This window comes from Streptococcus hepaticus (assembly GCF_043656315.1).
In the GTDB taxonomy this organism is placed as follows: Bacteria; Bacillota; Bacilli; order Lactobacillales; family Streptococcaceae; genus Streptococcus; species Streptococcus hepaticus.
This window is the reverse complement of record NZ_JBINIY010000001.1, coordinates 177,981-190,911: the sequence shown is the minus strand read 5'-3', so window position 1 is coordinate 190,911 and position 12,931 is coordinate 177,981. Positions and strand designations below refer to the sequence as shown.

Genomic DNA, 12,931 nt, shown 5'->3' with positions numbered 1-12,931 from the left:
AATATGATGAACAAAGAAACTTTCACAGAAAAGATGATTAAACGATTTTATGGTATTACTGGCCCACTTGATGAATACAAGCACCGCGAAGCTGATCGAATTGGCAATGTCTGCTTCATCTACTTATCTTGGTTGATTATAATTGGCAATGTCTTGGCTATCTTTCTTGGGATGAGATTTCCTGAGGTCGTTGCGATTGCCTATCCTGGTTTTCTCATGTTGGGGCTATTTGCCACCTTCTTTTATGTCATGATCAAATCAGATTTGACCGATATTAAAAAATTTGATGAAGAAGAACTCACTCCAGTCGAACGAAAAAAAATGAAGCACGCAGGACTCAAGTCCGGGCTCTTCTTTGGAATTTTCATGTATTTTTACCTTAGCATTCAAACAGCATGGTCAGACAACATCGCCTTTTTCCCACTCCTCCTAAAACCTCAATTCATCATCGGTGGAATTCTTGGTGGACTTGTCTTCGGCGCCTCTATGTCACTGATTGTCCGTGCTTACAAAGGAAAATAGGCTCAAAAGTTACCAAATTGGTAGCTTTCTCTTTCTTTTTTCTTAGAATGTGGTAGAATATCTTCATATTTAATTTTAACAGAAACTTTTTGAGGGAATCATGCCTATTTTTAGGACTAAACTAACCCCCACTCAGCGAATTATCATGAGTTTTCTTGGGGTTATTCTAACAGGATCTATTTTACTAAGCCTGCCTGTTTCCCAGCAAGCCACTTCACAGGCATATTACTGGGATAATTTATTTACTACCGTATCAATGGTCTGTGTAACAGGACTCTTTACAGTTCCCGTTGCTGAGACCTACACAACATTTGGCCAAATCATTTGTATGATGCTCATGCAAATTGGCGGGCTCAGTTTGATTAGTTTTATCGGCTTGTTTTCATTGCAAGCACGCCGAAGACTGAGCTTTATCAATATTGCAACACTACAAGAAAGTCTCAGCCGAGACGATACCCGTAACTTCCAACAATTTATCTTTTCTGTTTTTCAGTTTACCTTTGTAGTAGAACTGCTGGGAGCCTTGCTACTTTCTCTCCATTTCATTCCCAAATTTGGGCTTGCAAAAGGACTCTTTACTTCCTTGTTCTTGGCTATCTCTGCTTTCTGTAACGCTGGTTTTGATAATATGGGAGCAAGTAGTTTGATTGACTATGCGACTGTTCCAATCATCAACTTGGTGATTGCAGCTCTGATTATTATGGGTGGGCTTGGTTTTTCCGTCTGGTTTGACTTGAAAACCCATTTAACAAAGCAGGGACATTGCCGAAAGCTATCTTTCCATACCAAGGTCGTCGTTAGTTTAACAGCCTTTATTCTCGTCACTGGAACAAGCCTCTCTCTCTTAACAGAATTTAACAATCCAGCAACCATCGGTAACTTTTCTTTGGGACATAAGGTTCTCGCAAGTTTCTTCCAGACAGTTACAATGCGAACAGCAGGCTTTGCTACGATTGACTACACAAAAGCTAATCCGTTCACGCTTCTACTCTATGTCTTTCAAATGCTCTTAGGGGGCGCACCTGGGGGGACAGCTGGTGGATTGAAAATCACCACCTTCCTTGCATTAGTCCTCTTTGCTCGGAGTGAAATCCTTGGTTTAACCCATACAAATTTCATGTCACGGACCATTGACACTGTGACGATTCGAAAAACTGTCGCTCTCTTCAGTGTCTTTCTTATGACCTTTATCCTAGGCCTCTTCGCCATTACGATCACAGATCCTGAAAAACCACTTCTCTTTCTTATTTTTGAAGTCATGTCTGCCTTAGCAACTGTCGGAGTAACTGCAAATCTCACGCCTACTTTGTCCCATGCTGGGCAGGCTGTTATCGTAGCCCTCATGTTCTTCGGTCGTATCGGTCCTATGTCTATTCTCATGAGTATTTCAAACCGTAAATCTTCTCGCGAAGAAAATATCCAATATGCAAAATCAACTATGATCGTCTAAAAGGAGACAACATGCCTGTACAAACTATCGGAATTCTTGGCTTGGGAGTCTTTGGAACCAATATCGCCAAAACCCTCGCCAAATATAATAGCCATATCATTGCCGTTGACAACCATGAAAGCCAAATCAATCAAATGGAAGCCATTCTTGCTCGCGGTGTCGTGGGTGACATTACTGACAAGGATTTGCTTCGTGCAGCTGGTATCGGTTCTTGCGATACAGTTGTGGTTGCCACTGGTAATAACTTAGAATCAAGCGTCTTGGCTGTTCTGCACTGTAAAGCGCTTGGAGTCCCAAAAGTGATCGCAAAGGCAAAAAGTAAAACGACTCGCGAGGTTCTTCTCAAAATTGGTGCTGACCGTGTCATCTCACCCGAACGCGAAACAGGAATCTCTCTTGCTAAACACCTCCTCCACCACGATACAACAGAGTTGGTAGAACTAGATGGTAATATTTCTATCGTTGAATTCCAACCACCAACAAAATGGTTAGGAAAAACACTTGCTCAACTGAACCTGCGTCAAAAATACATGATGAACATCATCGGTTACCGCAGCAAATATGACAAGGATCGCCAACTTCATATTCAGCTGACACCTGATTATGTCTTCAACGAAGACGAACTCATCATGGCAGTAACAGATAATAATACTGTCGACCACTTTGAAGAATATACAAATAAGATCCTCTAAACCAGACAATTGTTCTGGTTTTTTTGATTGCAAAAATCCCCTCGCAACGATTTGCGAGAGGACCAGTCATTCTATGAATTCGGATCATCCAAACTACGACCATGGAGACCCTTTTCGCGTTGGACTTGGCGAAGTTTTTCAGGAGTCACATCATTTCCCTCTTCGTCCACCAATTTGATTCCTTCAACGTGGTGACGAACAGAACGACGGAAACCTTCAATGTATTCTTCGCGTAATTTAGCTTGCTCAACCTTTTCTTCACCGGTCAAGCCAACTGTTTTTTTCTTTTTGGCAAGCTCGTTAATACGAGCGATTTTTTCTGGTGACATTTAAGATACCAAGAGCGACCAGAAAGTGACTGAATTTTAGGAAAATCACTAGAAATCAGAATTTCTAGTGATTTTATCTAAATTCCTAGCTTTCCACTCGGGTTCAATTCCTTTCTCAATTTATAGTAAATCAATCTCCTATTTCGTATTCAACAAATTAAAGACAGCAACTTTCTTAGCTTTGGCAACTAGGCTGGCAAGGAGAGCCAAGCGGTTATTCTTCACAGCTTCATCTTCTGCCATAACCATAGTGTTGTCGAAGAAGTCGTTAATCACTGGGCTGAGGGCGAAGAGTTTGTCCAAGTTCGCTGCCATGTCGTCTGTCAATTCAAGTGAAGCGACAGCCTGTTCAAGGGCTGCTTCTTGGGCATTTTCAAAGAGTGAGTTGTCAACTGACACAGAAGCATCAGCTTTTTCTGCCAAGTTAAAGGCACGTGACAAGCTCTCAACAGCGGCCTTGTAGCCGCCTTCTTTGCTCTTTTGGGCAATGGCTGCGCTAGCTTCAAGAACGAGGCGGACCACATAAGTGTCTGACGCAAGAACCGCATCACGAATATCCTTAGCAATGGCTGAATCAATCATCTTCTCAATACGAGCTGAAATGAAAGTCATAACTTCTTCTTGATTAGCGTAAGTCAAGCTGTCAAATGACAAGTTGTAAAGGCTAGCCACCAACTCATCAAGTGGAATTTCCCAACCAAAAGCGTCAAGGATACGAACGATACCTTGTGTCGCACGACGAAGGGCATAAGGGTCGTTTGAACCACTTGGAATCAAGCCAACTGAGAAGAATGACAATAGGGTGTCCAATTTGTCAGCAAGGGCAAGAACGGCCCCAACCTTGCTTTCTGGAAGGTCACCATCAGCTGATATTGGCATATAGTGTTCACGAATAGCTGTGGCAACCGCTGCTTCTTCACCTGCAAGGAGGGCATATTTTTCACCCATGAGACCTTGAAGCTCATCAAACTCACCAACCATACCTGTCAAGAGGTCAAATTTGTAGATGTCTGCGGCACGAAGAACGGCTGCTTTCTCATCTGCAGCAAGACCTGCTTGGTCAGCAAGGTAGTCAGCAATAACTTTGGCACGGCCCATGTGTTCATGTAAGGAACCAATTTTTTCATGGAAGGTAACCTTTTTCAGTTTTTCAACCAAATCAGCGATAACCAATTTTTGGTCTTCATTCCAGAAAAATTCACCATCTTCAAGACGGGCAACAAGAACTTTCTCATTCCCTTTGATGACATTTTCGATATGCTCAGCGTTACCATTACGAACCGAGATGAAGTTTGGCAAGAGTTTGCCTTCTTGGTCACGAACAACGAAGTAACGTTGGTGGTTTTTCATTGAGGTTACCAAAACTTCTTCTGGAACATCAAGGTATTTAGTGTCAAATGAACCTACAAAAGCAGTTGGGTATTCAACCAAGTTAAGCACTTCGTTTAACAAATCAGCATCAATTTCAACTTGAACATTACGCTCAGCTTCAATAGCCTTGATTTGGTCAACAATCATTTGCTCACGTTCTTTAGCGTCAGCGATGACAAAGACTTTGCGCAAATCATCTTCATAAGAGTTGGCTGAAGCAATTTCAGTTTCTTGACCCAAGAAACGATGACCGCGACTAACACGTCCTGACTGAATATCAAGGAAGTCCATGTCCAAAGCTTGGTCATCAAGAAGCACTGTCAAAGTATGGACAGGACGGATGTACTCAAATGAGTTTCCAGCCCAGTGCATGTTCACTGGGAAAGTCATGCTAGCAAGAACTTCTGGAACACCAGCAAGAACTTCTACCACAGGTTTTCCAGCTTCATGTTTAGTGACGTAAACGTACTCTTCACCTTTAATCTCGCGGAATTCAATATCATCAACCGTCAAGCCTTTACCACGAACAAATCCTTGGGCTGCTTTTGAGAAGTTTCCTTCTGCATTCAAAGCAATCTTCTTAGATGGGCCTTTGAAATCTTCTGTCAAATCTGTTTGTTGGTCAGCCAAGCCTTTAACACGAACTGCCAAACGACGTGGGGTTGAAAAAGTTTGAACTGACTCAAAAGACAAGCGATTGTCTTCCAAGAATTTGGCCATTTTTTGACCCAATTGTTGCTCACTCGGTGTGACAACGTAGGCTGGTAATTCTTCTAAACCAAGTTCAACTAATAAATCTTTCGTCATGTGTTACTCCTTACTGGTAAAATGTTGCAAAAACAGCATCTAAATCTTTGGATGCCTTATCTAAAACGTGTTGAGGGTCAAGAATACTTGTCCCTTCTGCTCGGACAATTTGAAAACTTGCAAAGCCCATGAATTCTTCATAGATGGCTCTCAAATACATGGCTGGAAATTCATAAGGCGTGTAACGACCATTATCTGAATAAACAGACCCCGAAGCCTCTAAAAGCACCACGCGATAGTCATCTGACATGAGACCGACAGAACCATCTTCCGTGTACTTGAAGGTCTCGCCAGCAATCAAAATATTATCAATATATGATTTAGCACGGGCAGTCACATTGAAATTGTGCATGGGTGAGACAAAGACTTGACGCTTATGCGCCTTAAACTGCTCCAAAAGAGCTTTTGACTGCTCTGCCATTTGATCCTCAGCAGCGGTCAAAGATTCTCCTGCTCCCAATTTCTGCCAAATGGTCAACAAACCTTCCTTGGAAATTTCAGGAATAAGCGTATCGTAGAGGTTAAGAACCGTTAGCTTACTCTGCGGAAATGCCTGCGCAAATTTCTCACAAAAGAGGGACTGGATACGATGGGAAAAGGAATGGGAATTGTTAAAATCTGGATGACTGTTAATAATCAGCGTATCCATTAATCTTCCTCAGACAAAAGTTGCGCACGTGTCGCTTCATCCAAGAGTGGGAAACCATGTTTTTTACGTTCTGCCACAAAGGTCTTAGCCACCACACGTGCCAAGTTACGGATACGAGCGATGTAGCCAGCACGTTCTGTTACGGAAACCGCACCACGGGCATCAAGCAAGTTGAAGGTGTGTGAACATTTGAGAACATAGTCATAGGCTGGGTGAACCAAGCCTTCTTCCAAGGCACGCGCAGCTTCTTTTTCAAATTTCTCGAAGTTTTCAAGAAGCATATCTTGGTCCGAAATCTCAAATGAGTATTTTGAGTGCTCATATTCAGGTTGCGTGAAGATTTCACCATATTTAACACCTGGTGCCCATTCGATATCATAAACAGAATCCACTTCTTGGATGTATGATGCCAAACGTTCCAAACCATAAGTTACCTCAGCCGTTACAGGACCCGTCTGCAAACCACCAACTTGTTGGAAGTAAGTAAACTGAGTGATTTCCATCCCGTCAAGCCAAACTTCCCAACCAAGACCAGCTGAACCAGTTGATGGGTTTTCCCAGTTATCTTCAACGAAACGAATGTCGTGTTCAAGTGGATTAATGCCAAGCAATTCCAATGATTTAAGATAAAGTTCTTGGATGTTTGATGGTGATGGTTTCATAACCACTTGGAATTGGTGGTGTTGGTAAAGACGGTTAGGGTTTTCACCGTAACGACCATCCGCAGGACGACGTGATGGCTCTACATAAGCCGCATTCCATGGCTCAGGTCCGATAGCACGAAGGAAGGTGTAAGGTGACATGGTACCCGCCCCTTTTTCGTTATCATAGGCTTGCATGAGCATACAACCTTGGTCATTCCAATATTGTTGCAAAGTTAAGATAATTTCTTGGAAAGTTAGTTTTTTAGACATAAGTTTCTCTCTTTCTTAAATAATAATTTCTTGCGACATTTGTTAGTCAAAAACGATATTTTTTTGACTAACAAACTAGTGCATCGACTAGGTAAGTCGCCCCAGCGATTGCCGTTAGCTACTTAAAACTTTAGGTTTAGCATACAAGAAAAGAACCACGTCCTTCACTCCTATGCCATCTGACATAGGGGCGTCGAAACGCGGTTCCACCCTAATTTATTACTTCATTTATGTGACAAAAATACCGAAAGCGCCAGTTCATCAGGTAACCCGACCCGTCTTCCACTACCACGGGCTCGCTAGACAAGCGTCCTAAGACTTTCTTTCTTAGCGACTATTGTAGCAGAAAATAGGATATTTGTCTAATAATTATCTGCTAAAAATTGGTTTCATCAGGATTATAAGCCCCCGTCACGCCTTGGATAGCTGTAATTGATTCAATATCTTCAGCCGATAAAGCAAGGTCTTGGAAATCTAGATTTTCAACAATACGGCTATCCGTCACCGACTTAGGAAGTGGCAAGAAACCGTGCGCCCACGACCAAGAAAGGGCAATCTGAGCAACAGACTTACCATACTTTTCAGCCAAGGCAAGCATGGTCGGATGAGAGAATAATTCCCCACGACCAAGCGGGCTCCAGGCTTCAATGACAATGCCCTTATCTTTACAGTAGTTGACAATCTCTTCCTGATAAACACCTGGTGCTAGACGGATTTGATTGACCGCAGGAACAATTTTAGCTGTTTTCAAGAGCTCTTCCAAATGGTGAACCATAAAATTGCTGACACCGATTGTGCGGATAAGACCTGCTTCTAGCATATCTTCCATCGCTCTCCATGTTTCAGCATTGGCCGATTGCCAACGGTCACGAAGATTGACTGGATTTGGCCAATGAATGAGGTAAAGGTCCAAATAGTCTAACTGCAATTTTTCCAAAGAAGTTGCAAGCGCAGTTTTTGCTTCCTCATAACCATGGGCGTCATTCCATAATTTTGTCGTGATAAAAAGCTCTTCGCGCGGAAGGCCTGAATCCTTCAAAGCACGACCGATACTTTCTTCATTACCATAATAGGCAGCCGTATCGATATGACGGTAACCGGCCTTAAGAGCTGTCAAAACAGCATTGTAAACTTCCTCACCGTCGGCTGAATTAAAGGTTCCAAAACCCACCGCTGGAATGGTCAAACCATTGTTCATTGTATATGTTTTCATCTTCTACTCCTATTTGTGGCTCACTTTACGTGATAGGAAATCTCCGATAAACTGAATGGCGAAGATAATCAATAATATCAAGATAGTTGCTAGGAAGGTAACATCATAGTTGAAACGCTGTTGTCCGTAAACTAGGGCCACCATTCCCAAACCACCCGAACCAATGGCACCTGCCATAGCTGTATAACCAACCAAGGAAACCAGCGAGAAGGTTGTAACACGGATGATTTCTGGCAAGCCTTCACCCAAGTAAACCAAGACGATATCCCAGAAAGTTGCGCCTGAAGCTTCAGCCGCTTCAATAACACCGCGGTCCAATTCCGCCAAAACTACCTGTACTTGACGGGCGTAGAATGGAAAAACAGAAAGGGCAAGTGGCACCAAGGCTGCGTCTGTACCAATGGTTGTCCCTACAATTAACTTAGTCAATGGGAAAATCAAGGCCAAGAGAACGATGAAGGGAACCGCACGAAGAATTGATGAAACAGTATCCAAAATCCAGAAAAGGACCTTGTTTTCACGAATCCCACCAGGACCTGTTACCACCAAGGCTAAACCTGTCACCAAGCCCATGACTCCACCAACTGCAAAGGAAGCAAAGGTCATATAGAGAGTCAAGTAAGTAGCTGTCCACCAACCTGTCTGCCCGTCCCAGCCAATCTTGTAAACATCTGGGAAATTGGTTTGAATATACTGTAAAATGGAATCCAACATTTAGTTTCCCTCCTTCAAAATAGCTACTTCAACATTAGCCGTCTTAATTTCAGCCAAGGCAGCTTCAACATTTTCAAGCTGACCTGATAAGATGACGACCATTTCCCCAACAGGCGTATCATCCAAAATCTCAATATTAGCATAAAGAATATTAGCTGTAACCTGGTGATTCTTATAAACTTGATTGAGCAAGGGTTCGTCCGTCGCATGCCCAGCGTATTTAAGCTGAACTAATTTTTCACTAGCTTGCAAGTTGCAGACCACATCTTGTTTGTTTATTTTGACCATGGCTTCATCAATTCCTGTTGCAGTTGTAATAAAGTCTTGAGTCAAACTTTCTTTTGGATGTGAGAAAATTTCTAATACAGAACCTTCTTCAATGAGCTGACCATTTTGCATGACCGCCACACGATTGGCAATGTCTTTGACAATCTGCATTTCATGGGTAATCAGAACGATGGTCAAACCCAGTTTTTGATTAAGTTCTTGCAAAAGCGCCAAGATTTGCTTGGTTGTCTTAGGATCCAAGGCAGATGTTGCTTCATCTGAAATCAAGATTTTTGGATCGTTGGCCAAAGCACGCGCGATTGCGACACGCTGTTTCTGTCCACCTGACAATTGTGACGGATAGTTTTCCGCACGATCTGCCAAGCCAACCAAATCCAACAACTTGGCAACTTTCTCTGCCTTTTCAGCTTTTGATAAACCAGAATGTTTGAGGGCAAAGGCTACATTTTCTGCAGCTGTTTTTTGTGCCATTAAATTGAAATGCTGGAAAATCATCCCAATTTCACGGCGTTTTTGCCGAAGTTGACTCGGTTTCAAGACCACCTTGTCTCCTTCAAAGATGACATCTTCATCAATGGTAATCTTCCCCTTACTAGGTACTTGCAAGAGATTGACAACACGGACCAAGGTTGACTTACCCGCACCAGAATAACCCACAATCCCATAAATATCACCTTGATTGATGTGAATGGTCACATCTTTCACGGCTTCAATGGTGCGTTTTTTCTGGTGGAAGGTCACATCAATATGATCCAACTGAATCATTTTTTTACTCATAACTTGTGATTAACTCCTCAATTAGTTCAATGTGGCTAACATAGTCTGCAATACGGACATTTTCGTCGCCAGCGTGGTCACGGCTATTGGCATTGCCCATTCCAAAACCAGCTTGTGGTACACCAAGAGCATGGAAAACAGTATGCATCGGGCCAGTTCCTGGTGAAGTTGGCAAGATAGCCACACCTTCTGGGGTCAATTTTTTAGCCAATTCAATAACGTTCAAGATAGACGGTGCAGACATGTCGCTGCGGTAACTCATTTCTCCTAGGGTAAAGTCTACTTGAACCTTCTCAAAGTTATATTTTATCAAATGTTGACGAATCTTGTCCAGTACATCATGAGGTTCCAAACCTGGTACTAAGCGGACTTCCATTTTTGCAGAGGCTTGCGCTGGAATGATAGTTTTGACCCCTCGACCAAGATAGCCTGTGGACAATCCTTCAATGGTCATAGAAGGCTCGAAATAAAGGCGTTTGAGAAATTCCTTACGGTCCTCTACCAAGGTTGGCAAGGTCAATCCGTAAACATCCGTCACCGTTTGGCTGGTCGCTAAGGCAAACTCTTCTACTAAGGATAATTCACGTTCGTTAGGTTCTTGGACATTTTCATAAATGCCATCTACTAAAATGCGTCCGTCTGCAGCCCGCATAGATTGAAGGGCATTGAGCAAATACCAGGCCGCTGAGTCAATAACCCCACCAAAGGATGAGTGAATATCTAAATCCGCACTCTTGACGGAAACATCAAAGGTCACGATTCCCTTATTTCCACCAGAAATTTCCAGCTGGTCAAGAACATTGCGTGAACCTTGTTCCCAGACTAGCAAGTCAGCACCGACTAAGTGAGACTTGTATTTTTCTAAATATTTGTCCAAGTCAACAGAAGCCGACTCTTCAGCCCCTTCCATAATAAAGGTAATATTGACAGGAAGCTGACCGTGCTGTGCCAAGTAGCTCTTGACCGCCGTCAAGCGAGCAATGATATGGCCCTTATCATCATCCACACCGCGACCATAGATATGCCCGTAACGGACATCCACTTCAAAGGGTTTCCCTGTCCAAATCTGGTCCCCATCTGCTGGTACTGTGTCATAGTGATTGTAGAAGATAATGGTCTTGGCATCAGGCACTGGACTTTTGAACTTGGCCATGACAAAAGGCGCTGCATAGGAATCATCTAAGGTCACTTCGGCTCCTTCAGCTTCAAACAAGTCTTTCAAGAAAGTCGCAACCTCCAAAAGCCCGATTTGCTGGGCAAAGATAGACTTTTTCGAAATCAAGACTTTTAACACTTCAAAATAGTGCTGGATCAATTCATCCGACTCAAATTTTTGAATTTTTTCTACTTTTCCTGACATGGCTTACTCCTTTATAATAAGGCAAATGAGGCGTATGTGTTCACACGCCCCTTGTTATACGATCGTATTCCTGTTGTTGCTTTTTACCAAACTGGTTCATCCAAACCGTCTGAAGATTTTTCGATAACTTTTTTCACATCATCTGTGTGGTAAGCTTCGATAATTTTTTGGATTGCTTCAGCTTTATCAGATTTTTTCCAGTCTTTTTTAGCTGCAATGACGTTGTACCATTGCTCTGAATTTTCATCTTTTACTTCTTTGTAGATAGCATTTTTATAGTCCAAACCTGCTTCTTGTACGAAGGTATTGTTTACAACTGCTGCTGCTACTGATTGAAGAGATGAAGCAGTTTGGCTTGCGTCCAATTCTGTCACTTTCAATTTTTTAGGATTTTCTTTGATGTTAACAACAGTTGCCAATTCAGTACCTGATACATCCAATTTAATCAAGCCAGCTGATTGAAGGAGGTAAAGGGCACGGCTTTCATTTGTTGCGTCGTTTGGTACAGCAATCTCAGCTCCGTTTGGAATTTGGTCTACTGAAGTGTATTTGTTTTTTCCATTTTCAGTACCTGAGTAGAGACGGATTGGAGAGATGATAGTATCCGCGATTGCAACTAAGTCACCGTCATTTTCTTTGTTCCAGTTGTTCAGGAAGTTGTGGTGTTGGAAAGCGTTGATATCTACTTCACCTTCAGCAACGGCACGGTTTGGTTGTGAGTAGTCTGTGAACTCAGTGAACTCAACTTTGACATCATCGCCCAAGAGTTCTTGGATTTTATCCCAACGAGCTTCTTCGGTTGCGCTCAAGCCCATAACTCCAATTTTAACAGTGTTGCTGTCTGACTTACTTTCTTTCTTCGAACCACATGCTGCAAGAGCACCAATTGACAAGGCAGCAACCGCTGCTAATCCAAATACTTTTTTAAAATTCATAACTCTTCTCCTTTTTAAATGTGAACCATCTCTAGATACTTTCACATTCCTAAGTTTTTTAACTGTTCTTATCTTATCATAAACCAATAGCCCTGCCTAATATAGAATTTTTAAGTGCCACTTAAATTTCTTTTATCTCTTTTTTGTAAACGTTATAGTTAAAAACTATATCTGTTTTTGTAAAAAAAATCGGACCTTCATCCGACTTCATATTTCTAAAATTCTTGCACCAAATACTCAAAGAGGCGACGGTTGGCTTGGCTATTTTCCATGAGAAATTCTGGATGCCATTGGAGACCTAAAAGGGAATCTCCTTCATAGGCTTCAATCGTCTCGTCACGTGGATCTTTAGCTGTTACAACCAAGCCTTCTCCCAAGGTTTTGATACTTTGACGGTGAAGAGAGTTGACTTGACGACTTTCTTGAAAAAGACGGCTGACACGGCTACCAGGTCGAATCTGCAAATCATGTGAGGTGCCTGTCAAATCCTCCTGCCAATGATTTTCAATATCTTGATGAAGACTACCACCCAAGGCAACATTGAGCAACTGCATGCCACGACATACTGCAAAAATGGGCTTCCCTTGCTTCAAGGCTTCTTGGATAAGGGCCAGTTCAAATTCATCACGTTCAAGCGAATAATCGTCGCTATCAATGGATTTTTCTTCACCGTAAAATTTAGGGTGAACATTTTGCCCACCAGACAAAATAAGCTTATCAATCATGGCAACATAGTTTTTTGCTAAATCTGGCGTCCCCATAGGAATAACAATCGGAAGACCGCCAGCATGAGTCACGGCTTGAGAGAGATCTCGGCCTACCGCATCATAAACCATGCCTGACATGGCTGGTAGCACCTTGACATTTCCTGAAATTCCAACAATTACCTTAGCCATATCTAGTCCTCCTC

General features: G+C 42.5%; 13 protein-coding genes. 3 read left to right on the top strand and 10 right to left on the bottom strand.

Features of this window, described 5'->3' with window-relative positions:
- Window positions 1–6 precede the first annotated feature (6 nt).
- The 3 genes from ACHUFA_RS01025 (at window position 7) to ACHUFA_RS01015 (ending at window position 2,664) form a co-directional block, all read left to right on the top strand.
- Window positions 7–522 (top strand): DUF3278 domain-containing protein, encoded by a 516-nt coding sequence (locus ACHUFA_RS01025; RefSeq protein ID WP_394404657.1) that lies wholly within the window; start codon window positions 7–9, stop codon window positions 520–522.
- 100 nt (window positions 523–622) lie between these two features.
- On the top strand, window positions 623–1,972 hold the full coding sequence (locus tag ACHUFA_RS01020) for a TrkH family potassium uptake protein (protein WP_222347031.1): 1,350 nt from the start codon (window positions 623–625) through the stop codon (window positions 1,970–1,972).
- An 11-nt stretch (window positions 1,973–1,983) separates the two neighbouring features.
- Window positions 1,984–2,664 (top strand): potassium channel family protein, encoded by a 681-nt coding sequence (locus ACHUFA_RS01015; RefSeq protein ID WP_222347032.1) that lies wholly within the window; start codon window positions 1,984–1,986, stop codon window positions 2,662–2,664.
- A 71-nt stretch (window positions 2,665–2,735) separates the two neighbouring features.
- Here ACHUFA_RS01015 and ACHUFA_RS01010 read toward each other — a convergent pair whose 3' ends face one another.
- The 10 genes from ACHUFA_RS01010 to ACHUFA_RS00965 form a co-directional block, all read right to left on the bottom strand.
- On the bottom strand, window positions 2,736–2,993 hold the full coding sequence (locus ACHUFA_RS01010) for a DUF896 family protein (RefSeq protein ID WP_222347033.1): 258 nt from the start codon (window positions 2,991–2,993) through the stop codon (window positions 2,736–2,738).
- Between the two features lie 138 nt (window positions 2,994–3,131).
- On the bottom strand, window positions 3,132–5,171 hold the full coding sequence (glyS, locus tag ACHUFA_RS01005) for a glycine--tRNA ligase subunit beta (RefSeq protein ID WP_222347034.1): 2,040 nt from the start codon (window positions 5,169–5,171) through the stop codon (window positions 3,132–3,134).
- A 10-nt stretch (window positions 5,172–5,181) separates the two neighbouring features.
- Entirely contained in the window at window positions 5,182–5,820 is a 639-nt protein-coding gene (locus ACHUFA_RS01000; protein ID WP_394404656.1) for an FMN-dependent NADH-azoreductase, read from the bottom strand.
- The gene (gene glyQ, locus ACHUFA_RS00995) at window positions 5,820–6,734 is read right to left on the bottom strand and encodes a glycine--tRNA ligase subunit alpha (RefSeq protein ID WP_222347036.1); all 915 of its coding nucleotides are present in this window, start codon (window positions 6,732–6,734) and stop codon (window positions 5,820–5,822) included. The genes ACHUFA_RS01000 and glyQ overlap by 1 nt, the downstream gene beginning before the upstream one ends.
- A 376-nt stretch (window positions 6,735–7,110) precedes the next feature.
- Complete coding sequence (locus ACHUFA_RS00990; RefSeq protein ID WP_222347037.1) at window positions 7,111–7,947, bottom strand: aldo/keto reductase; 837 nt, start codon at window positions 7,945–7,947, stop codon at window positions 7,111–7,113.
- Window positions 7,948–7,956: 9 nt separating this feature from the next.
- Window positions 7,957–8,649: a methionine ABC transporter permease gene (locus ACHUFA_RS00985; RefSeq protein WP_394404783.1), complete on the bottom strand. Its 693-nt coding sequence runs from the start codon at window positions 8,647–8,649 to the stop codon at window positions 7,957–7,959.
- Between the two features lie 12 nt (window positions 8,650–8,661).
- Window positions 8,662–9,726 (bottom strand): methionine ABC transporter ATP-binding protein, encoded by a 1,065-nt coding sequence (locus tag ACHUFA_RS00980; RefSeq protein WP_222347038.1) that lies wholly within the window; start codon window positions 9,724–9,726, stop codon window positions 8,662–8,664.
- A complete protein-coding gene (locus tag ACHUFA_RS00975) occupies window positions 9,719–11,086 on the bottom strand; it encodes a M20/M25/M40 family metallo-hydrolase (RefSeq protein ID WP_394404655.1) in 1,368 nt (455 codons plus the stop codon). The genes ACHUFA_RS00980 and ACHUFA_RS00975 overlap by 8 nt, the downstream gene beginning before the upstream one ends.
- A gap of 83 nt (window positions 11,087–11,169) precedes the next feature.
- Window positions 11,170–12,021: a MetQ/NlpA family ABC transporter substrate-binding protein gene (locus ACHUFA_RS00970; protein ID WP_394404654.1), complete on the bottom strand. Its 852-nt coding sequence runs from the start codon at window positions 12,019–12,021 to the stop codon at window positions 11,170–11,172.
- A 215-nt stretch (window positions 12,022–12,236) separates the two neighbouring features.
- On the bottom strand, window positions 12,237–12,917 hold the full coding sequence (locus ACHUFA_RS00965; protein ID WP_394404653.1) for a gamma-glutamyl-gamma-aminobutyrate hydrolase family protein: 681 nt from the start codon (window positions 12,915–12,917) through the stop codon (window positions 12,237–12,239).
- Window positions 12,918–12,931 lie beyond the last annotated feature (14 nt).

Coding starts and splice junctions, on each gene's coding strand:
- ACHUFA_RS00990 (WP_222347037.1), bottom strand. CDS start 7,947: ATGAAAACATATACAATGAACAATGGTTTGACCATTCCAGCGGTGGGT.
- ACHUFA_RS01020 (WP_222347031.1), top strand. CDS start 623: ATGCCTATTTTTAGGACTAAACTAACCCCCACTCAGCGAATTATCATG.
- ACHUFA_RS00980 (WP_222347038.1), bottom strand. CDS start 9,726: ATGAGTAAAAAAATGATTCAGTTGGATCATATTGATGTGACCTTCCAC.
- ACHUFA_RS01000 (WP_394404656.1), bottom strand. CDS start 5,820: ATGGATACGCTGATTATTAACAGTCATCCAGATTTTAACAATTCCCAT.
- ACHUFA_RS00970 (WP_394404654.1), bottom strand. CDS start 12,021: ATGAATTTTAAAAAAGTATTTGGATTAGCAGCGGTTGCTGCCTTGTCA.
- ACHUFA_RS01015 (WP_222347032.1), top strand. CDS start 1,984: ATGCCTGTACAAACTATCGGAATTCTTGGCTTGGGAGTCTTTGGAACC.
- ACHUFA_RS01025 (WP_394404657.1), top strand. CDS start 7: ATGAACAAAGAAACTTTCACAGAAAAGATGATTAAACGATTTTATGGT.
- ACHUFA_RS00965 (WP_394404653.1), bottom strand. CDS start 12,917: ATGGCTAAGGTAATTGTTGGAATTTCAGGAAATGTCAAGGTGCTACCA.
- ACHUFA_RS01010 (WP_222347033.1), bottom strand. CDS start 2,993: ATGTCACCAGAAAAAATCGCTCGTATTAACGAGCTTGCCAAAAAGAAA.
- ACHUFA_RS00975 (WP_394404655.1), bottom strand. CDS start 11,086: ATGTCAGGAAAAGTAGAAAAAATTCAAAAATTTGAGTCGGATGAATTG.
- glyS (WP_222347034.1), bottom strand. CDS start 5,171: ATGACGAAAGATTTATTAGTTGAACTTGGTTTAGAAGAATTACCAGCC.
- glyQ (WP_222347036.1), bottom strand. CDS start 6,734: ATGTCTAAAAAACTAACTTTCCAAGAAATTATCTTAACTTTGCAACAA.